Consider the following 18,686-nt stretch of genomic DNA (forward strand, 5'->3'; position numbering starts at 1 on the left):
ATCGCGCGGTACACCGCACGCGCCAGCGGGGCGCCGATCGCCGAACGCGGGCCGCCGTAGGCCTGCTCCGGGCCTTCCCGGCCGCACCATAGCGCGACCGCGTCGGTGCAGGTTCCGGTGCCCGGGACCCCGGCGTCGGCCAGTGCCTGGGTTTTCGCCTCGGTCGCGGTGGCCACGGCGTTGATCATGCCCGCATCCGAGACCTGTACCCCGAGCGAACCGAGAATGTTGATCGTGCCGGCCCGTTCCTCGGTGACCGCGGTGCTGCCGAACTCCGCGGCATAGGTGGGCTGCCCGACCCCGGTGGTCACGGTGACCCGCACCGGCCCCTCGGTCACGGTGACCGCCTCGGTGACGTCGACCGCGGTCATCAGCGCGGCACCGCGGCCCGCGCAGCCGAGTTCCCCGGCGAGCGTGCGCAGATAGCCGACCGGATCACCGTCGTAGTAGGCGCGCACCGAGGCGTTCAGCACCCAGTCACGGTCCCCGAGCCCACCGCCGAAAGGGCCGGAGGAGATCAGCCGCACGGGTTCGGCGAACCTCCAGACGAGCGCGGGAAATCCTTGTGCGACAACGAGTTCGGGTTCGGTCGCCGCGGGTTCAGCCGGTGAGTGCACGGACCACCCGGGATGGGCTCTGCCTGCCGAGCTCACCGGCGAGCCAGGCGCTCGTCTGCGCGAGGGCACCGAGGTCCACCCCGTGTTCGATACCCAGCCCGTCGAGCATCCACACCAGATCCTCGGTGGCGAGATTGCCGGTCGCCGATTTCGCGTAGGGGCAGCCGCCGAGACCACCCGCCGAGGAGTCCACACAGGTCACCCCGAGACGCAGCGCGGCGAGGGTGTTCGACAGCGCCTGGCCGTAGGTGTCGTGGAAGTGCACGGCGATGTTCTCCAGGCTGGGGAACTCGGCGAGTACGGCGGCGACATGAGCCGGTGTGGCCACGCCGATGGTGTCACCGAGCGAGACCTGCGCGCAGCCCAGATCCAGCAGTCGCCGCCCGACCGCGCCGACCGCGGCCGGATCCACCGCTCCCTCCCACGGATCGCCCCAGCACATCGAGACGTATCCGCGCACCCGCATCCCGGCCTGAAGTGCTTGCCGCACAACGGGTTCGAACATCGCGAACTGTCCGTCCACGGTGTTGTTCAGGTTCCGCGCGGCGAAGGTCTCGGTGGCGCTGGCGAACACGGCGATATCGGTCACCCCGGATTCGAGCGCCCTGGCGAGCCCGCGTTCGTTCGGCACCAGCACCGGATAACGCACCCCGGCGCGCTGTTCCAGACGGGCGAGCAGTTCCTCGGCATCGGCGAGCTGGGGAACCCATTTCGGCGAGACCATGCTCGTCGCCTCGAGCACGGTCAGTCCCGCCGTGGCGAGGCGGTCCAGGAATTCGAGTTTCACCGCGAGATCGACGATGTTCTTCTCGTTCTGCAGGCCGTCGCGCGGGCCGACCTCCCAGATCGTCACCCGCTCCGGCAGTTCCCCGTCGGCCACCTTCATCGGCAGGCCGAGTTCGAGTGCGCTCATCGCCAGTCGCCTTCCCGGTATTCCTCGCGGGCGAAATCGTCCTCGGGATTGTCGTTGATTTCCCGGTACAGCACCATGTGCACCCGCTCGACCTCGGGAATATCGTCGAACTCGAGCGGTTCCTCGGAGGCGGATTCGATGACCAGGGTGCCGCAGCGGAACAACCGGTCGATGATGCCGTGCCGGAACTGCACCGAGTTGATCCGGCTCAGCGGAATGTCCAGGCCGGTCCGCTTGATCACGCCCCAGCGCGACATCACCCGGTCGGTGGTGACGATGAAGTGCGTGGTGCGCCAGCGAAGCAGCGGCCCCACGGTGAGCCACAGGATCAGCACCACCCCGACCACGGCCAGCCCGATCCAGGCGTACTGATGCCAGGAAAGGCCCGCAGCCAGGGCCGCGAGGTAGCTGAACGCGCCGACCACGATGAGGAACACCAGCACCGGGACGACCAGCATCTTCCAGTGCGGGTGCTTGTGCAGCACGATCTGCTCGCCGGTGGTGAGCAGGTTCTCCGGATACGCCACGGCGACCAGGGTACCGAGGCTCGCTAAAGTGGAGTGGATACCCATGTTTCGTGGAGTGTTTCAGCGTTGGAGTTCACCATGAGCCGATTGAGTCAGTCCGTCGACCGCGCCCGCGCGCTGCTGCGCGATGCCGACCTCGCCACCGAGGCGAGTGTGCGCGAGCTGCTGGCCGAGACGACCTATCGGCGCGGTATCGACCTCTCCGACCTCTCCCCCGCCGAACAGGCCGAGCTGATCGGCGCTCGGACCCAGCAGCTGCACCCTTCCACCGAGGCGCTGGCCGAGCGGATCGCGAAGGCGGCCAAGGAAGAGCGCCCGTTCGTGGCAAAACTGGGTATCGACCCCACCGGTGCCGAGGTGCATCTGGGCCACGCGGTGCCGATGATCATGCTCGGCCGGTTCGAGCGGATGGGCCACGACGCCGTGCTGATCGTCGGCGACATGACCGCCACCATCGGCGACCCGTCCGGGCGCTCCGACGAGCGACCGACGCTGACCGAAGCGGACATCGAACGCAACCTGGCCACCTACCGCGAGCAGGTCAGCCCGTTCTTCGATTTCGAACGCGCCAAACTACGCCGCAACGGGGATTGGCTGCGCCAGATCACCTTGCCCAGGATCATCGAGATCACTTCGCAGATCCCGGTATCCATGTCCCTGCAGCGCGAGGACTTCCGCACTCGGCTCGACGCCGGGCACGGACTGTCCCTTTCCGAACTGCTGTACTCCGTGGTGATGGCGCTGGACTCGGTGGAGATCCATGCCGATGTGGAGCTCGGCGGGATCGACCAGTTCCTGAACATGCAGATGGGCCGCAAGGTGATGGAGATCTGCGGGCAGGCGCCGGAGGTCGTCGCGGCGACCTCGCTGATCGAGGGCACCGACGGCACCGGGGCGAAGATGTCCAAGTCCAAGGGCAACTACGTACCGCTGACCGCGCCCGCCGGTGAGGTCTTCGGCAAGCTCATGTCCATCCCGGACCGGCTCGTGGCGCCCTACTTCCGGGCACTGTCCGAATGGCAGGACAGCGAACTCGCCCTCGTCGAGGAACGGCTCGCCGCGGGCACCCTGCACCCGATGGACCTCAAGAAGGTACTCGCCGGTGAGGTCACCGCGGCCATCCACGGGGTGGACGCGGCGATGACCGCACGGGAGGAGTTCGTCGCCCGGTTCTCCAAGCAGAGCTTCGCCGAGGCCGGTGACCTGCCCGCGGTGGCCGACCTCGGGGTCACGGTGGCCGAGGCGCTGCGCGAACTGGGCTTCGCCAAGAGCAACGGCGAGGTGCGGCGGCTCGCCCAGCAGAACGGGCTGCGCCTGGTCGCCGAGGCCGACGGCGGGGAACAGCACCAGGTCACGCTCTCCGCCGACGACATCCGGGAACCGCTCGAGAGCCTGCGCACCGCACGGCTCGGCGCCGGGAAGCACTACCTCAAGGCAGGCCGCAAACTCGCCACGCTGAATTAGGGTTCCCGTCCTCAGCGCCAGCGCAGGTGCACCACATCCCCGGCGGAAACGGCGCGCCCGTCGTCGAGCACCAGCTGCCCGGTGGCGTCCACATCCACGGCGGTCGCTTCGATGGTGTCGGTCGCCCGCTCGACACGCACCCGTTTGCCGATGGTGTGACAGCACCGCCGGTATTCCTCGAGGAGCCCGCACGCCGCGAGGTCGCCGCCCGCCTCGCGCCAGGCCCGTTCCACCGTGTCGAGTTCGGTGAGCAGCCGGACGGTGACCTCCTCGTGGTCGGTGCTCTCGGCACCCGCGTCCTCGAGCGAGGTGTGCCGCAGGCCGCCCGCCCCACTGGGGATCTCCGGCGGCAGCGCGGCGATGTTGAGCCCCATGCCGAGCACGACCGCATCACCCGAGGCTTCGGCGAGCACCCCGCACAGTTTCGCCTCACCGTGCAGCAGATCGTTGGGCCACTTCAGATGCGCGGTCACACCGAGGTCCGCGCAGGCACGCACGAGCGCGATCCCGGCGACCACGGTGAGCGTGCCCAGCCGTTCCCTCGGCACCTCGTCCGGACGCAGCAGCACGCTGCAGTAGAGCCCGCCGCCCGGCGAGACCCAGGACCGGTCGCGGCGCCCACGGCCCGCGGTCTGCGCCCTGGCGATCAGCACCGTCCGATCGCCCGCCCCTTCCGCTGCCGCCGCGCTCAGATCGGCGTTGGTGGAGCCGGTGCTTTCCACCACGGTCAGTGCGGAGTACGGCGGGACGAGGCGATCGCTCAGCATGCACTCGAGACTATCCGCCCAGTGCCCCGGCCAGTTCCGGCAGTCGCCCCATCGCCGCCGCCATGCGCGCGTGGTCGTGATAGTCCCGCGAGGACACGATCCTGCCCGCGCGCACCCGTGCCACGATGAGGTTCGCCGCACGGAATTCGGTGCCCACGCCCGTCGTGCCCTCGTACACCCATTCCGCGACGACCACCTCGGGATCGGTGGTCTCGTGCACGACCAGATCGTGCGCGGTCATCCGGAGCCCGCTCGTACCCGCGGAGTCGAGGTGTTCGCGAACCTGGGCTGCGCCCTCCCAGCGGGATGGTTCGGTCACCCCGAAAACGTGTTCCACCACCGCGTCCCCGGCGTAGAGATCGGGCAGCTCGGCGAGCTCACCGTGACAGATTCCGTCGATCAACCGCTCGATCACCTCGCGCGGAGTCCTGGCCGGGGCCGTCATGACAGCGCTTCCACGAGGCCCGGCAGCGCGTCGTTGGCCGCGGCCAGCCGCAGGTGGTCGTGATAGTCACGGGAGTGCACGATCCTGCCCTCGCGCACCCGCGCCACGAGCAGATTCGCCGCCTTGAACGGCTTGCCCACCGCGGAGACGCCCTCGGTGTCCCACTCCACGATGGCCACCTCCGGGTCGGCGCCCTCGTGCAGCACCACGTTGCGCACGTGAAATTCCCGCGCGGTGCTCGGACCGGCGCTCGCGAGGTGCTCGAGCAGCGCCCGCTTGCCCTCCCATCTGGAGGGCTCGGCAACCCCGAAGGCGTGCTCGACGACCACGTCGTCCGCGTAGTAGCGCTCGATCGCCTCGGTGAACTGTCCCCGTTCCAGCAGTTCGACACAGTTCCGCAGTACCTGACCGGCGGTCGGTGTGTTGGACATAAGGTCTCCGTGAGTTCGGTAACGGTATTATCGGAGTATCAACTCCGGTTCAAGACCGATACGGAGTTACAACTCCGGTTGTCAATGGAGGTGTCAGCATGCGCGCGGACGCGCGAAGAAACCGGCAGCGGCTGCTCGAGGTGGCCGAGGAGGTGTTCGCCGAACACGGGGCGGGCGCCTCGACCGAGGCGATCGCCAGGGCCGCCGGGGTCGGCATCGGCACCGTGTTCCGCCACTTCCCCACCAAGGAGGAACTGCTGCGCGCGGTGTTCGCCGAGCATCTGCGGAAGTTCACCGAGGAGGTGGAGTCCCTCACCCGCGCGGCGGATCCCGGCGATGAGTTCTTCGCGTTCTGCCGTCGCTTCCTGGACAGCGCACAGCGCAAGAAGGCGCTCACCGATGCGCTCGCGGATGCCGGGATCGAGGTCGACGGGGAGAGCAGGCCGGCGAAGGAGCAGTTCCGGCAGGCCATGGACGAGCTGGTGACACGGGCCCAACAGGCAGGGGCGCTACGCCCGGATGTGGACGGCACCGACGTGCTCGCCCTGCTCGTCGGCGCGGCGAAGGCGGCCGAACAGTTCGGCAAACGCGGACTCGAAGTGATCATCGACGGACTGCGGTGTGACGAATGCGGCACTCGACCACGCCCGAGCGCTAGTTAGAGTGGCTGCTCATGAGCGAGCAGCTGAGGCGAATCATCGTTTCGCATGCCCGCCAGCACGAAAACCCGGACGCCTGACAAGGAGTAATGCGGGCATGAGCAGCGCTACCGAGCCGATCGGCCCCGTGCCGGACGACGAGCCCGATATCCACACCACCGCGGGCAAGCTCGCCGAGCTGTACCGCCGCGACAACGAGGCGGTACACGCCGGTTCCGACCGCGCCATCGAACGCCAGCACGCGAAGGGCAAGAAGACCGCGCGGGAGCGTATCGAGGAACTGCTCGATCCGGGTTCCTTCGTGGAGATCGACGAACTCGCCAGGCACCGCTCCACGAACTTCGGCCTGGAGAAAAACCGCCCGTACGGGGACGGCGTGGTCACCGGGACCGGCACGGTCGACGGGCGCGCGGTGTGCGTGTTCTCCCAGGATGTGGCCGTGTTCGGCGGCGCACTCGGCGAGGTGTACGGCGAGAAGATCGTCAAGATCATGGACCTGGCGATCAAGACCGGTAGCCCGATCATCGGCATCAACGAGGGTGGCGGCGCCCGCATCCAGGAGGGCGTGGTCTCGCTCGGCCTCTACGGGGAGATCTTCCGCCGCAACACGCACGCCTCCGGGGTGATCCCGCAGATCTCGCTGATCATGGGGGCCAACGCGGGCGGGCACGTCTACTCCCCCGCCCTCACCGATTTCGTGGTGATGGTGGACAAGACCTCGCACATGTTCATCACCGGCCCGGACGTGGTCAAGACCGTCACCGGCGAGGAGGTCAGCTTCGAGGAGCTGGGCGGCGCCCGCACGCACAACACCAAGTCCGGAAACGCGCACTACCTGGCCTCGGACGACGACGACGCGATCAACTACGTCAAGGAACTGCTCTCCTTCCTGCCCTCGAACAACCTGGACGATCCGCCGGTCTTCGAAGCCGAGGACCTGCAGACCGGCCCGGTCGCCGAGACGCTCACCGATGAGGACAACGAGCTCGACACGCTCATCCCGGATTCGGCGAACCAGCCCTACGACATGCACGAGGTCATCCGGCGGGTGCTCGACGAGGACGAGTTCCTCGAGGTGCACGAGCTGTTCGCGCCGAACGTGGTGGTCGGCTTCGGCCGCGTCGAGGGGCACGCGGTCGGCGTGGTCGCCAACCAGCCCACCCAGTACGCGGGCTGCCTGGACATCGACGCCTCGGAGAAGGCCGCCCGGTTCGTGCGCACCTGCGACTCGTTCAACATTCCGGTGCTGACCTTCGTGGACGTGCCCGGCTTCCTGCCCGGCACCGACCAGGAGTGGGACGGCATCATCCGCCGGGGCGCCAAGCTCATCTACGCCTACGCCGAGGCCACCGTCCCGCTGGTCACGGTGATCACCCGCAAGGCCTTCGGCGGGGCCTACGACGTGATGGGCTCCAAGCACCTCGGCGCGGACATCAACCTGGCCTGGCCCACCGCGCAGATCGCGGTCATGGGCGCACAGGGCGCGGCGAACATCGTGCACCGCAAGCGGCTCGCCACCGCCGCGGACAACGGCGAGGACGTCGAGGCGCTGCGCGCGGAACTGGTCGAGGAATACGAGGACACCCTGCTCAACCCGTACATCGCGGCCGAGCGCGGGTATGTGGACTCGGTGATCCCGCCCTCCTACACGCGTTCCTACGTGGCCCGCTCGCTTCGCCTGCTGCGCGAGAAGCGCGAGTCCCTTCCGCCGAAGAAACACGGCAACATCCCGCTGTGACGGAGGAACTGTGACCGAGGAAAACCCCATTCCCGAGAAGCCGATGCTGCGCGTCGTCCGGGGCACCCCGGACGACGCCGAGCTCGCCGCCCTGACCGCGGTACTCGCCGCCGCAGGGGGATCGAAACCCACGGGAGAGCCGAAGCAGCGCCGCTCCCGCTGGGCCGATCGCGCCGCGCTGCTGCGCAGGCCGCTGCATCCGGGTCCGGGTGCCTGGCGCGCCTCTGGCATGCCCCGGTGATCGGCCCCGCGCTGGACGACACCGCCCCGGACGAGCGGACCGGTCTCGAGGCGTTTCTCGATGAGCAGCGCCTCGAGCTCGTCACCCGGGTCTCCGGGGTCTCCGAGGAACAGGCCCGCCGTGCGCTGGTGCCGAGCGCGACCACCCTCGGCGGCCTCGTCAAACACCTCACCTGGGTGGAGCAGGTGTGGTTCAGCCTGCACACCGCGCGCGTCCCCCGGGAGCGCTGGCCCTGGCCGTGGCCCCAGGAGGACCACCCCGACGCGGGGTTCCGGATGACCCCGGACGAGACCGTGCCCGGGCTGCTGGAGGCCTACCGGACGGAGTGCCTGCGCTCCAAGGAGAACGCCGCGCGGCACTCGCTGGATGCCGTGTTCCCCGATGAGCGGTTCGGCAGCCAGGTCTCGCTGCGCTGGATCTACCTGCACATGATCGAGGAGACCGCGCGGCACGCGGGGCACGCGGACATCCTGCGCGAGCAGCTGGACGGGGTCCGGGGCGAGCCCTGACACATCCCGGTTGAGTTCCGCTCGGGAACCAGCGTATATTCCAGGTGGAATAATCCTGTTGAACCATCTGGGGCTCTACGCATGTCCACGAAGTTGACTCCCATGGCGATCGCCGTGCTCGAACTGGTGCACGAGCGTCCCATGCACCCCTACGAGATGCGGCGACTGCTGCGCGAGCGCGGGGCCGAGCTCCGGCTCAAGATCTCCGCGGGCGCGCTGTACCGCACGGTGGAACGGCTCACCGAGGACGGGGTGCTGGAGATCGTGGAGACGAGCAGGGACGGCAACCGCCCGGAACGCACCGTGTACGCGGTCACCGGAAAGGGCAGGGACCTGTTCGCCTCCAGCACCCTGGACATGCTCGCCGTGCCCGCGGAGGAGTACCCGCAGTTCGCCCTCGCCGTCGACGTGATCGCGGATCTGGAACCGGACGCGGTCCGCGCCGCGCTGAACATGCGCCTGATGTACCTGGACAACAAATTGGCGAGTATGTCCGTGGTGGACCGCTACACCACCGAGGGGAAAACACATCGAATGTTCCTGCTCGACCACGAATACCGCATCCACATGTGGCGGGCCGAGCGCGAATGGACCAGAAACCTGCTCGACGACCTCGAATCCGAACGGCTGACCTGGCCGGAGACCAAACTAGGAAACAGCAATGAAAACTGAGAGCGAGAGAAATCCGTGGCCCGCGCTCGCGGCACTGTGCATCGGATTTTTCATGATCATGATCGACACCTCGATCGTGATGGTGGCGATCCCGGATCTGATGCGCGAGATCAACGCCAGCCTCAACGAGGTGACCTGGGTGACCAGTGCCTACGTGCTCGGCTGGGCGGTTCCGCTGCTCGCCTCCGGACGCCTCGGTGACCGGTACGGGCGCAGGCGGATCTTCCTCGCCGGGATCATCGTGTTCACCCTCGCCTCGGCGTGGTGCGGGCTGTCCGGGAATCCGGAGATGCTGATCGCCGCGCGCGCCGTGCAGGGCATCGGTGCCGCGCTGATCACCCCGCAGACCCTGTCGTTCATCACCCATCTGTTCCCCCCGGGAAAACGCGGCGCGGCGATGGGCGTGTGGGGCGCGGTCGCCGGGCTCGGCAACATCGCCGGCCCGCTGCTCGGCGGGCTGCTCGTCGGCTCGCTCGGCTGGGAATGGATCTTCTTCGTGAACCTGCCCATCGGCGTCGTGTGCGTGATCATGACGCTCGCGCTCGTGCCGCCGTGGCGCCCGGGTACCAAGCATTCCTTCGATCTGACCGGGATCGCGCTCTCCGGAGTGGGACTGTTCTTTCTCATCTTCGGTATCCAGAACGGCCAGCAGTACGAATGGGGAACCGTCTTCGCCGGAATCACGATCACCGAGATCATCGCGGCCGGTGTCGTGCTGCTGATCGTGTTCGCGATCTGGCAGCACTACAACAAACGCGAACCGCTCGTCCCGCTCGGCCTTTTCCGGTCCCGTAATTTCGCGATCGGCAATCTCGCCCAGATCATGCTCGGCATCTGCCTCGCGGGCGCCATGCTGCCGCTGGTGATCTACCTGCAGGCGGTGCTCGGGCTGACTCCCTTGCAGGCCGGGCTGATGCTCGCCCCCTCGGCGCTCATGTCCGGGATCATCGCTCCGTTCATCGGCAAGCGCACCGACGGGCCCGCGGCGAAGTACATCGGGGCCTTCGGCTTCGCCATGATGGCCGCCGGCTACGCGATCGTGGCGCTCATCGCCGCCCCGCAGACCTCGCCGTGGGCGCTGATCCCGGGGATCGTGGTGCTCGGTATCGGGCTCGGCTGCGTGTTCACCCCGCTGACCAACCTGTCGATCAGCACGGTCCCGCCGCACCAGATCGGTTCGGGCTCCGGGGTGTTCAACGCCTTCCGCCAGGTGGGCACCGTGCTCGGCACGGCATCGGTCGGGGTGCTGCTGCAGGCGCGGCTGGTCGCCTCGATGCACAGTGCCGCAACGCAGGCGGCCGGGGCCCTCCCCGCGGGCGAGCGCGCCGGATTCATCGCCGGGATGGACAAGGCCGCGCAGGCTGGCGCGGACGCCGGGGCCAGTGGCGGCGGCCCCGCGGGCGGGATCGGCGGACAGGTGTTCGGCACGGCGTTCACCAACGCCGCGACGAGCTCGCTGTGGCTGCCGATCGGCGCGCTCGCACTCGGCGCGGTGCTGTGCCTGTTCTTCGGGGCACGCAAGCCGGTCTCCCCCGCTCCGGCTCCCCCACGTGTCGAGCACGCGGACGTCGCCTAACCTTCGGCAGGTGGAGTCCGCACCACCCGCCTTCGCCCGCCGCCCCGTGCTGTTGCTAGCCGGGGCGGCGGGCGTGTTGCTGCTCGCGGTCAGCTGGCGCTTCGGGTACTTCGGCGACGAGCTGTACTTCCTCGCCTCCTGGCGCTATCACCTCTCCTGGGGCTACGCCGACAATCCGTGGCTGCTCCCGCTGCTCGCCCGCGCCATGGACGCGATCACTCCCGGTTCACCGCTGGCCGGGCACGTGCTCGCCGCGCTGCTGCACGTCGGGGGCATCCTGTGCACCGCGATGCTGGCCCGCGAGTTCGGCGGCGGGAAGCGGGCCCAGCTGCTCGCCGGGACCGCGTACGCGATCTCCCTGCAACTGCTCGCCTCCGGGCACATCCTCGCGTCCTCCACGGTGGACCCCTTCCTGTGGACGCTGATCTGCCTGCTGCTCGTGCGCTGGGTGCGGGTGCGCAACGAATGGCTGCTGTTCGGCGCAGGCCTGGTCACCGCGGTCGCCATGCAGGGCAAGTGGCTGATCGTGTTCTTCTGGATCACCGTCGCCATCGGCGCGCTCATCCTCGGCCCGCGCGATCTGGTGCGCAGGCCGGGGCTGCTGCTCGGCGCACTGATCACCCTCGCCGCCACCGTGCCCACGATCATCTGGCAGGTGCGCAACGGCTGGCCGTACTTCGCCATGGCCAAGGCCGCGAAATCGGCGAACGACGCCCTGTTCGGCGGACGGTTCTCGATCCCGGTGATGGCGATCGTGTTCGCCGGGGTGCTGCTCGGCGCGTTCCTCGCCTGTCACGGAACCTGGCAGCTGCTGCGCGACCGGCGGTACGCCGACTACCGGTTCCTCGGACTGGCCGTGGTGCTGCTCGTGGTGCTGTTCACCGTCATGTCCTCGCGGTACTACTACGTGGCCGGGGTGTACGGGCTGGTGTTCGCCGCCTCCGCCGCCCGGGTGGAACGGGTGCGCCCGGCCGCGTGGTGGCGGTGGGTGCCGACCTGGCCGGTCGCCGCGCTCTCCGCGCTGATCACCATCCCGCTCACCATCCCGGTGCTACCGCTCGCCTGGTCCAGCGGGCTGCAGTTCTCGGTGAGCGGCACCATCGGCTGGCCCGAGGTCGCCGCGACCACGGCCACCGCCTACCGGCAGCTGCCGCCCGGGCAACGGGCGCGGACCTCGGTACTCGCCGAGACCTACTGGCAGACCGCCGCGCTCGAGATCTACGCGCACGATCGGCTCCCCCGGATCCACGGCGTCGAGCGCGGCTACTGGTACTACGGCGGCCCGAGCAAGCCCGGCCCGGTGCTCTACGTCGGCAAAGAGGCCACCCGGGAATACCTGTCCCGGTTCTTCACCGGGGTGCGCGAGGTCGGGGTGACCCGGCTCGCGGCTCCGGCGAGCAATATCAATCAGGGGGTTCGGGTGTGGCTGTGCACCGGACAGCGCGCACCCTGGCCGCAGCTGTGGAACCAGCTGCACCGCTACTGATTCCGGATCCGGTGGCACAGCACCGCGATCCTGTCACCCCTTGCGTCTACCGTGCCCGCTGTGATGGCGAAGAAGCCCCCTCGGTCACCGAGGTCGCCGGGGCCATCCTCGGATGACGCGCACGAGATCGTGTACTTCAGACGCCATCCCGAGGACGACCCGAACGAGAGCACGCCCGGGCGAGAATTCCTCCGCAGGGTGTGCCCCGGCACGGTCAGGGTGAAGATGCAGGCGGTGCTGGCGGCTGTGGCTGCCGCGCCCCCTAAACGCTTCGCCGGTGGCGGTCGCTGGGAAGCGATGCACGGTGCCATGACCGGTTGGTTCGAGGTCCGCTGCGACGGACCTGGAAGACACCACTATCGCCTCTTCTGCCTGTTGGATTACGAGGCCCGCGGCGTCGACAAACCCTTACTCGTCATCGTCGATGGACGCGACAAGCCCTTCCGCACCGAACTGAGAGAACGGGACTACGACACGGTCCGCGCCTTGGGGGACGAGTACCGGAAACGTAACCCGCGATCCTTCGGGTGATCGCCGTTCATCCGGCGGCGGCGTAGCCACGCTTGTCGAGGATGTCCTCCGCCAGCTGTTCGGGCTGGTCCGTCTCGCCCGTCCGCAGTGGCTCGGTCACTTTCGCCGCTTCCTCCGGCGCCAGTGGCTCCAGCGTGATTCGCATTCCCAGCGCGGCCGCGACCTCGGCAAGGGTGCCGATGGTCGGGTTCCGGTACCCGGGAGACAGCAGCCGCCGCACCACGGAAGGCTCCTCACGGATAGCCCTGGCTACATCGGCCCTGTTGAGCTCGCTCTCGGAAAGCGCGTCGACCAGACCGTTCACGAGACGGTCGATGGTCTCGATCCGGACGCTCTCCACGATGTAGGTACGGAGGAGTTCCGGGTCGCGCAGGTCCTCGACGAGATCGTCCCAGAACTGGGAACGCGTCGTGTGCATAGCTGACTCACCTCCGACATGGTGTGGCATTTATGCTACGCCCGGCGATGCTCAGCGGCAAGGGTGTGCCGGATCGGCGGGTACCGCCCTCGTTAGAGTCACCGCATGCGTTTCATTCTCGCCTCCGCCTCGACCGGGCGGCTCGGCGTCCTGCGTGCCGCCGGTATCGATCCGATCGTGCGGGTGTCCGGGGTGGACGAGGACGCCATCACCGCGCGGCTCGGCGAGGCCGGGCCCGCCGAGGTGGTCGCGGAGCTGGCCAGGGCGAAGGCGGCCGCGGTCGCGGACTCGGTGCGCGCGGAGTTCGCCGACGCGGTCGTGGTCGGCTGTGACTCCATGCTGCACGCGGGCGGACAGCTGCAGGGCAAACCGCACGAGCCGGAGATCGCCGCGGCCCGCTGGACCGAACTCGCGGGAACCGAAGGCCGGTTGCTCACCGGGCATTGCGTGATCCGGCTCGCCGACAATTCGGTCGCGGTCGGTACGGAATCGACAACGGTGCGTTTCGGAAAACCGACCGACGCGGAGCGCGACGCTTATATCGCAACCGGTGAACCATTGCATGTTGCCGGGGGATTCACCCTGGACGGATATGGCGGCTGGTTCATCGAATCCGTGGACGGAGTGCCATCGAGCGTGATCGGTATCAGTCTCCCGTTGACCCGCCGTCTGCTCGGCGAACTCGGCATCAGCGTCACGCGATTCTGGGGATAACGAGCCGCGCGTTCCGGTTATTCCCGCACGTCCAGAATGTAGACGGCGTGGTCCCCGCGCAGGGTGAACCGGAAGAATCGGGACCATGACCGTCCTGCGCAATTACACGAAGCCGAAGGTGTTCGGCACGATCGTCGTTTCCGCGCTCGTGCTCGGCGCCGTGCTCGGTTTCGTCGCCAAGGTGACCGAGGCGAGCTGGCTGACCGACACGCTCGACACGATCGGCACCATTTTCACCAGCCTCCTGCAGTTCACCGTGGTGCCGCTGGTGTTCACCGCGATCGTCGTCGGGATCACCAGCCTGCAGAAGCTCGGCGGGGCGCGGGTCGCCGCCCGGCTGGGCGGCAAGACGGTCATGTGGTTCGCGATCACCTCACTGATCGCGGTGGTGATCGGGCTCGCGATCGGACTGATCGGGCACCCGGGAGCGGGCGTGCACATCGCCCCGGACGCCGCGAGCACGAGCAAGGTCGCCGGAAAGGAACACGGTTCCTGGACCGCGCTGCTCTCCGGAATCGTGCCGGACAATTTCTTCTCCGCGTTCAGCGAGGGAAACATTCTCCAGGTCGTGTTCCTCGCGCTCGTCGTGGGAATCGCCTGCTTCGCCCTCAAGGAGAAGGCGGCCCCGTTCATCAACCTGAACCAGGCCGTTTTCGACATCATCCAGAAAATCCTGCGCTGGATCATTCTGCTCGCCCCGATCGGCGTGCTCGGTCTCATCGGGAACGCGTTCGCCACCTATGGGAACAAATTCCTGCAGCCACTGCTCTCGCTCATCGTCGCGGTTTATCTGGGCTGCGCGATCGTGCTGTTCGTGGTGTACCCGATCCTGCTGAAATTCGTCGGCAGGATCAGCCCGCGGCGGTTCTTCGCCCAGACCTGGACCACGTTGCAGTTCGCGTTCGTTTCCCGGTCCTCCTCGGCCTCGCTTCCGCTGGCCCGCCAGGCCGCGGTCGACCTCGGGGTCGAGCAGGGCTACGCCGGGTTCGCCGTACCGCTGGGCAGCACCACCAAGATGGACGGCTGCGCGGCCGTGTACCCGGCCATCGCGACGATCTTCATCGCCAACATCCTCGGCGTGCAGCTGGCCGTGTGGCAGTACGTGATCATCGCCGTTGTCGCGATCTTCGGCGCGCTGGCCACCGCGGGCACCACCGGCTGGTTCACCATGCTGACCCTGACCCTCGGGGCCGCCGATCTGCCGCCCGCGGTGGTGGCCACCGGGCTCGCGATCGTGATCGGTGTCGACCCGATCATGGACATGATGCGCACCGCGACGAACGTGGCCGGTCAGATCACCGTTCCGGTACTGGTGGCCAGGGGCGAGGGGCTGATCGAGGAGAACCCCGGGCAGGCGCCGTCCCCGCAGCCGCAGGACGGCAAGCACGAGGTCAGCGCCTGAACCACCGCTGAGCGGTCCCCTGCACCGGGGACCGCTCAGTTGTCGGTACAGGGGTGGAGCTGATATCCGCGCGGGGCCACCTCGGGCCAGCTCGGCAGCGAGTACTTCGAGGCGTAGGTCTCGGTGCAGCCAAGATCCCGCCCGCCGACCGCGAACACCTGCGCGTACACCCTGCTGCTCTGACAGTCCTCGGAACGGCACCCGCGCTGCACGGCGATCACCGCGTTCCGCCCGTCGGTCGCCCGCAGCTGGAGGATCCCGCTCGAGGCCACATAAGGCCGGTCCACCCGGTCCCAGCTGGCCTGCTTGTACACGAACACCTCGCCGACCCGGCCCTGCGGCGAGTCCCCGGCGACCAGGCAGGTCGCCCCGACCGTGCCGTCCCCCGGCACGCAGGACAGCGAGTCCTTCGCCAGCCGGGCGCCCACATCGGTCACCGTGATCCGCAACGCACTCTCCGCCCCGGGCACCTCGAGCGCGCCCTGCTCGCCATCGGCGGTCGCGTGCAGCCGCACGGCCCCGTCCACGCTTTCCACCGAGGTCAGCACCGGGCAGTCGGTGCGAACACACTTGTCGTTGCGCCCGGAACCCGGGGAGTCCGCGGAGGCGGTGTCCTGCTGAGTGGGAAGCCGCAGTTGCCAGGCACCGAACAGGGCTGCCAGGGTGACCAGCACGGCGAGTACCGCGATGATCGGCACGGAGATGGAAGCACGGGCTCGGGGTGGTTCACTCACCTACACTGCTCCTCGCTCATACTCACCTACGTGAGGTTGCTCTCGCTCAGCGTGCCCGAACACTCGCCTAGACTCATTGTGCACTGGCAAAGCCCACGAGCGAGCTGCCCCACCGAACGGAGGTAAAGGCGTGCCGGATCTGTCCGATCAGCTAAGCACGAGCGTGTCCAAGGTGCTCATCGCCAACCGCGGCGAGATCGCCGTCCGGGTGATCCGCGCCTGCAAGGACGCCGGAATCGGCTCGGTCGCCGTCTACGCAGAGCCCGACCGGGACGCACCGTTCGTGCGGCTCGCCGACGAGGCCTTCGCGCTCGGCGGGGCGACCGCGGCCGAGTCGTACCTGGTCATCGAGAAGCTGATCGACGTGGTGAGCCGCTCCGGAGCGGACGCCGTGCACCCCGGCTACGGATTCCTCTCCGAGAACGCCGACTTCGCGCAGGCGGTCATCGACGCGGGCCTGAACTGGATCGGCCCCTCCCCGCAGGCGATCCGCGACCTCGGCGACAAGGTCACCGCGCGGCACATCGCCATGCGCGCCGGTGCCCCGCTGGTGCCCGGCACCAAGGAACCGGCCAAGGACGCGAACGAGATCGTCGAGTTCGCGAAGGAGCACGGGCTGCCGGTCGCGATCAAGGCCGCCTTCGGTGGCGGCGGGCGCGGGCTCAAGGTGGCCCGCACCATCGAGGAGATCCCCGAGCTGTTCGACTCGGCCACCCGCGAGGCGGTCGCCGCCTTCGGGCGCGGCGAATGCTTCGTGGAGCGCTACCTGGACAAGCCGCGCCACGTGGAAGCCCAGGTCATCGCCGACCGGCACGGGAACGTGATCGTGGCGGGCACCCGGGACTGCTCGCTGCAGCGCCGCCACCAGAAACTGGTCGAGGAGGCCCCCGCCCCGTACCTCACCGAGGACCAGCGCGCCCGGATCCACGAGAGCGCCAAGGCCATCTGCAAGGAGGCCGGTTACTCCGGGGCAGGCACCGTGGAGTACCTGGTCGGGCTGGACGGGACCATCTCGTTCCTCGAGGTCAACACGCGGCTGCAGGTGGAGCACCCGGTCACCGAGGAGACCTCGGGCATCGACCTGGTCCGGGAGATGTTCCGGATCGCGCGCGGGGAGAAACTCCGGTTCACCGAGGATCCCGCCCCGCGCGGCCACTCGATCGAGTTCCGTATCAACGGTGAGGACGCGGGCCGCAACTTCCTGCCCGCCCCCGGCACCGTGACCAGGTTCGTAGCCCCGGACGGCCCGGGCGTGCGCACCGACTCCGGCGTCGAATCGGGCAGCGTGATCGGCGGGCAGTTCGACTCCCTGCTCGCGAAGCTGATCGTCACCGGGGCGGACCGGCAGCAGGCCCTCGAACGCTCCCGGCGCGCCCTGGACGAGATGGTCGCCGAGGGCATGGCCACCGTGCTGCCCTTCCACCGGGTGATCGTGCGCGATCCGGCCTTCGTCGCCGAGCAGTCCTTCGACGTGCACACCCGCTGGATCGAGACCGAGTTCGACAACAAGATCGAGCCGTTCACCGACGGCGCACCCGCCGAGGAGGACCAGGGCGAGCGGCAGAACGTGGTCGTCGAGGTCGGCGGGCGCCGCCTCGAGGTCTCCCTGCCCGCGGGCTTCTCCGTCGGCGGCGAGGCGGACAACGGCGCGAAAGCCAAGCCGCGCAAGCGCACCGGCGGCAAGAGCGGGGCCGCGGCCTCCGGTGACGCGGTCACCGCGCCGATGCAGGGCACCATCGTCAAGATCGCCGTGGAGGACGGGCAGACCGTCGAGGCGGGCGAACTGCTCGTGGTGCTCGAGGCCATGAAGATGGAGAACCCGGTGAACGCGCACAAATCAGGCGTGATCACCTCCCTCGGAATCTCCGGCGGCGATTCGGTCACCCAGGGCGCGGTCCTCTGCGAGATCAAGGGCTGACCTTTTCCGGTTATCCCGCAACCACGGCGCGTCCGAGTGCGTCAGACTCTGCGGTGAACGCGAATCGGAGGGGACGGACATGACACTGTTCGCCGACCTGCTTGGAGTCAACGTGGCTGAACCGATGATGATCTCGGCGCTCGAGTTCGACGTGTTGTGGGAACACCTGCGGCTCGAGGACATGCCGGTGGTTCTGCGGGTCGACTCCCCCGGTGGCACCGAGGGTGAACGTCAGCGGCTGGTGCAGGCAGCGTGGACCTCGCTGGAGAACAAGGGCTACGGGCGGCCGGTGGGTCTGGATCCACGGCTGGCCCGGATGCTGCGGGTACTCGAACGGCCGGATTCGGAGATCGACGCCCGGCTCTGGCTGGACAAGCACGTGCGGGTGCTCGTCGCCGCCGTCGAGGACTACGCGGTGCACGCCTCGCTCATCGAGAACAACCTCGTGCTGCGCGAGGCCTCGCTGACCGGGCTGCCCCGCGAGGCACTTGCCGGGATGCCCGAACTGCCCGCGGGCCCCGGGGAATCGGTCAACCTGCGCTCGGCCGACTTCGAGGCCGCCGCGCTCACCGCGCTGAGCAAGGGCCAGTTCACCGGTGCGCTCACCGCGGCCGGGGTGCACGAGCGGGACGTGGACTCACTGCAGCGGATGGTCAGCGACATCATCGGCCAGGGTCAGTTCGGTGCCGCCGCCCGGGATCGCTGGGGACACCGGATCCGCACCGACCACGTGGTCAGCTTCTTCGACACCGAGGCCGGCCGGTATGTGCAGGTCAGGCGGCCTTCGAACGGGGCGGACTGGTCCACCATCGCCCCCGTGGACGGGCGGCGCATGCACCAGCACATTTCCAGCATGTACGAAGAGGTCTGCCGCCGCGCCGCCGAGGCCTGAGGCGGTGCTCGCCGGGGCGCGGCGGCAGACCG

At 68.6% G+C, this 18,686-nt stretch carries 21 protein-coding genes; 13 read left to right on the forward strand and 8 right to left on the reverse strand.

The features are described 5' to 3' along the window. The 3 genes from AD72_RS13980 to AD72_RS13990 all read right to left on the reverse strand — a co-directional run. Positions 1-617 (reverse strand): adenosylcobinamide amidohydrolase (locus AD72_RS13980; protein WP_037345803.1); only part of this gene is annotated, 617 nt, incomplete at its 3' end. After that, positions 601-1,530 carry a hydroxymethylglutaryl-CoA lyase gene (locus tag AD72_RS13985; RefSeq protein WP_031466930.1) on the reverse strand — a complete coding sequence of 310 codons (930 nt, stop codon included), beginning with the start codon at positions 1,528-1,530 and terminating at the stop codon, positions 601-603. The genes AD72_RS13985 and AD72_RS13980, both read right to left, overlap by 17 nt. Next, on the reverse strand, positions 1,527-2,102 hold the full coding sequence (locus tag AD72_RS13990) for a PH domain-containing protein (RefSeq protein WP_231644829.1): 576 nt from the start codon (positions 2,100-2,102) through the stop codon (positions 1,527-1,529). The genes AD72_RS13985 and AD72_RS13990 overlap by 4 nt, the downstream gene beginning before the upstream one ends. Before the next feature lie 33 nt (positions 2,103-2,135). On the opposite strand from AD72_RS13990, the gene tyrS reads away from it, so the two are divergent. Continuing rightward, a complete protein-coding gene (tyrS, locus tag AD72_RS13995) occupies positions 2,136-3,521 on the forward strand; it encodes a tyrosine--tRNA ligase (RefSeq protein WP_031466932.1) in 1,386 nt (461 codons plus the stop codon). An 11-nt stretch (positions 3,522-3,532) separates the two neighbouring features. Here the strand turns inward: tyrS and AD72_RS14000 are convergent, their stop codons facing one another. Genes AD72_RS14000 through AD72_RS14010 form a run of 3 tightly spaced genes read right to left on the reverse strand, consistent with a single transcriptional unit; the run spans position 3,533 to position 5,164 of the window. Continuing rightward, positions 3,533-4,288, reverse strand: a complete 756-nt coding sequence (locus AD72_RS14000) for a biotin--[acetyl-CoA-carboxylase] ligase (RefSeq protein ID WP_031466933.1) — start codon at positions 4,286-4,288, stop codon at positions 3,533-3,535. A 10-nt stretch (positions 4,289-4,298) separates the two neighbouring features. After that, the gene (locus AD72_RS14005) at positions 4,299-4,733 is read right to left on the reverse strand and encodes a nuclear transport factor 2 family protein (protein ID WP_051898588.1); all 435 of its coding nucleotides are present in this window, start codon (positions 4,731-4,733) and stop codon (positions 4,299-4,301) included. Beyond that, a complete protein-coding gene (locus AD72_RS14010; protein ID WP_051898589.1) occupies positions 4,730-5,164 on the reverse strand; it encodes a nuclear transport factor 2 family protein in 435 nt (144 codons plus the stop codon). Before AD72_RS14010 ends, AD72_RS14005 begins: the two co-directional genes overlap by 4 nt. Positions 5,165-5,262: 98 nt before the next feature. Between AD72_RS14010 and AD72_RS14015 the strand changes: the two genes are divergently transcribed. The 8 genes from AD72_RS14015 (at position 5,263) to AD72_RS14050 (ending at position 12,576) form a co-directional block, all read left to right on the forward strand. Then, positions 5,263-5,826, forward strand: coding sequence for a TetR/AcrR family transcriptional regulator (locus tag AD72_RS14015; protein ID WP_037345805.1), 564 nt, complete (start codon positions 5,263-5,265; stop codon positions 5,824-5,826). A 94-nt stretch (positions 5,827-5,920) separates the two neighbouring features. Beyond that, on the forward strand, positions 5,921-7,561 hold the full coding sequence (locus tag AD72_RS14020) for an acyl-CoA carboxylase subunit beta (RefSeq protein ID WP_031466935.1): 1,641 nt from the start codon (positions 5,921-5,923) through the stop codon (positions 7,559-7,561). 43 nt (positions 7,562-7,604) lie between these two features. Then, a complete protein-coding gene (locus AD72_RS14025) occupies positions 7,605-7,802 on the forward strand; it encodes an acyl-CoA carboxylase subunit epsilon (protein ID WP_051898593.1) in 198 nt (65 codons plus the stop codon). After that, positions 7,799-8,311 carry a DinB family protein gene (locus AD72_RS14030; RefSeq protein WP_231644830.1) on the forward strand — a complete coding sequence of 171 codons (513 nt, stop codon included), beginning with the start codon at positions 7,799-7,801 and terminating at the stop codon, positions 8,309-8,311. Before AD72_RS14025 ends, AD72_RS14030 begins: the two co-directional genes overlap by 4 nt. An 81-nt stretch (positions 8,312-8,392) precedes the next feature. Continuing rightward, a complete protein-coding gene (locus tag AD72_RS14035) occupies positions 8,393-8,983 on the forward strand; it encodes a PadR family transcriptional regulator (RefSeq protein WP_031466938.1) in 591 nt (196 codons plus the stop codon). After that, on the forward strand, positions 8,973-10,559 hold the full coding sequence (locus AD72_RS14040; RefSeq protein ID WP_082468940.1) for a DHA2 family efflux MFS transporter permease subunit: 1,587 nt from the start codon (positions 8,973-8,975) through the stop codon (positions 10,557-10,559). The genes AD72_RS14035 and AD72_RS14040 overlap by 11 nt, the downstream gene beginning before the upstream one ends. Positions 10,560-10,569: 10 nt before the next feature. Next, positions 10,570-12,045: an ArnT family glycosyltransferase gene (locus AD72_RS14045; protein WP_037345807.1), complete on the forward strand. Its 1,476-nt coding sequence runs from the start codon at positions 10,570-10,572 to the stop codon at positions 12,043-12,045. 60 nt (positions 12,046-12,105) lie between these two features. Beyond that, positions 12,106-12,576: a hypothetical protein gene (locus tag AD72_RS14050; RefSeq protein ID WP_197284968.1), complete on the forward strand. Its 471-nt coding sequence runs from the start codon at positions 12,106-12,108 to the stop codon at positions 12,574-12,576. A gap of 7 nt (positions 12,577-12,583) precedes the next feature. Here AD72_RS14050 and AD72_RS14055 read toward each other — a convergent pair whose 3' ends face one another. Then, on the reverse strand, positions 12,584-12,994 hold the full coding sequence (locus AD72_RS14055) for an XRE family transcriptional regulator (protein ID WP_031466942.1): 411 nt from the start codon (positions 12,992-12,994) through the stop codon (positions 12,584-12,586). Positions 12,995-13,099: 105 nt separating this feature from the next. Here AD72_RS14055 and AD72_RS14060 point away from each other — a divergent pair, with 105 nt between their 5' ends. Together AD72_RS14060 and AD72_RS14065 are read left to right on the forward strand one after the other, a co-directional pair. Then, positions 13,100-13,708 (forward strand): Maf family protein, encoded by a 609-nt coding sequence (locus tag AD72_RS14060; protein ID WP_031466943.1) that lies wholly within the window; start codon positions 13,100-13,102, stop codon positions 13,706-13,708. Positions 13,709-13,793: 85 nt separating this feature from the next. Further along, positions 13,794-15,110: a dicarboxylate/amino acid:cation symporter gene (locus AD72_RS14065; RefSeq protein WP_031466944.1), complete on the forward strand. Its 1,317-nt coding sequence runs from the start codon at positions 13,794-13,796 to the stop codon at positions 15,108-15,110. A gap of 35 nt (positions 15,111-15,145) precedes the next feature. Here AD72_RS14065 and AD72_RS14070 read toward each other — a convergent pair whose 3' ends face one another. Then, positions 15,146-15,844 carry a hypothetical protein gene (locus AD72_RS14070; protein WP_156365185.1) on the reverse strand — a complete coding sequence of 233 codons (699 nt, stop codon included), beginning with the start codon at positions 15,842-15,844 and terminating at the stop codon, positions 15,146-15,148. A gap of 130 nt (positions 15,845-15,974) precedes the next feature. Between AD72_RS14070 and AD72_RS14075 the strand changes: the two genes are divergently transcribed. Both AD72_RS14075 and AD72_RS14080 read left to right on the forward strand, forming a co-directional pair. After that, on the forward strand, positions 15,975-17,762 hold the full coding sequence (locus tag AD72_RS14075; protein ID WP_425480767.1) for an acetyl/propionyl/methylcrotonyl-CoA carboxylase subunit alpha: 1,788 nt from the start codon (positions 15,975-15,977) through the stop codon (positions 17,760-17,762). Between the two features lie 112 nt (positions 17,763-17,874). Beyond that, positions 17,875-18,654 carry an ESX secretion-associated protein EspG gene (locus AD72_RS14080; RefSeq protein WP_231644831.1) on the forward strand — a complete coding sequence of 260 codons (780 nt, stop codon included), beginning with the start codon at positions 17,875-17,877 and terminating at the stop codon, positions 18,652-18,654. Positions 18,655-18,686 lie beyond the last annotated feature (32 nt).

The sequence above is a fragment of the Sciscionella sediminilitoris genome (assembly GCF_000737195.2).
Classification (GTDB): Bacteria; Actinomycetota; Actinomycetes; order Mycobacteriales; family Pseudonocardiaceae; genus Sciscionella; species Sciscionella sediminilitoris.

Coding starts and splice junctions, on each gene's coding strand:
- AD72_RS13985 (WP_031466930.1), bottom strand. CDS start 1,530: ATGAGCGCACTCGAACTCGGCCTGCCGATGAAGGTGGCCGACGGGGAA.
- AD72_RS13990 (WP_231644829.1), bottom strand. CDS start 2,102: ATGGGTATCCACTCCACTTTAGCGAGCCTCGGTACCCTGGTCGCCGTG.
- tyrS (WP_031466932.1), top strand. CDS start 2,136: ATGAGCCGATTGAGTCAGTCCGTCGACCGCGCCCGCGCGCTGCTGCGC.
- AD72_RS14000 (WP_031466933.1), bottom strand. CDS start 4,288: ATGCTGAGCGATCGCCTCGTCCCGCCGTACTCCGCACTGACCGTGGTG.
- AD72_RS14005 (WP_051898588.1), bottom strand. CDS start 4,733: ATGACGGCCCCGGCCAGGACTCCGCGCGAGGTGATCGAGCGGTTGATC.
- AD72_RS14010 (WP_051898589.1), bottom strand. CDS start 5,164: ATGTCCAACACACCGACCGCCGGTCAGGTACTGCGGAACTGTGTCGAA.
- AD72_RS14015 (WP_037345805.1), top strand. CDS start 5,263: ATGCGCGCGGACGCGCGAAGAAACCGGCAGCGGCTGCTCGAGGTGGCC.
- AD72_RS14020 (WP_031466935.1), top strand. CDS start 5,921: ATGAGCAGCGCTACCGAGCCGATCGGCCCCGTGCCGGACGACGAGCCC.
- AD72_RS14025 (WP_051898593.1), top strand. CDS start 7,605: ATGCTGCGCGTCGTCCGGGGCACCCCGGACGACGCCGAGCTCGCCGCC.
- AD72_RS14035 (WP_031466938.1), top strand. CDS start 8,393: ATGTCCACGAAGTTGACTCCCATGGCGATCGCCGTGCTCGAACTGGTG.
- AD72_RS14040 (WP_082468940.1), top strand. CDS start 8,973: ATGAAAACTGAGAGCGAGAGAAATCCGTGGCCCGCGCTCGCGGCACTG.
- AD72_RS14055 (WP_031466942.1), bottom strand. CDS start 12,994: ATGCACACGACGCGTTCCCAGTTCTGGGACGATCTCGTCGAGGACCTG.
- AD72_RS14060 (WP_031466943.1), top strand. CDS start 13,100: ATGCGTTTCATTCTCGCCTCCGCCTCGACCGGGCGGCTCGGCGTCCTG.
- AD72_RS14065 (WP_031466944.1), top strand. CDS start 13,794: ATGACCGTCCTGCGCAATTACACGAAGCCGAAGGTGTTCGGCACGATC.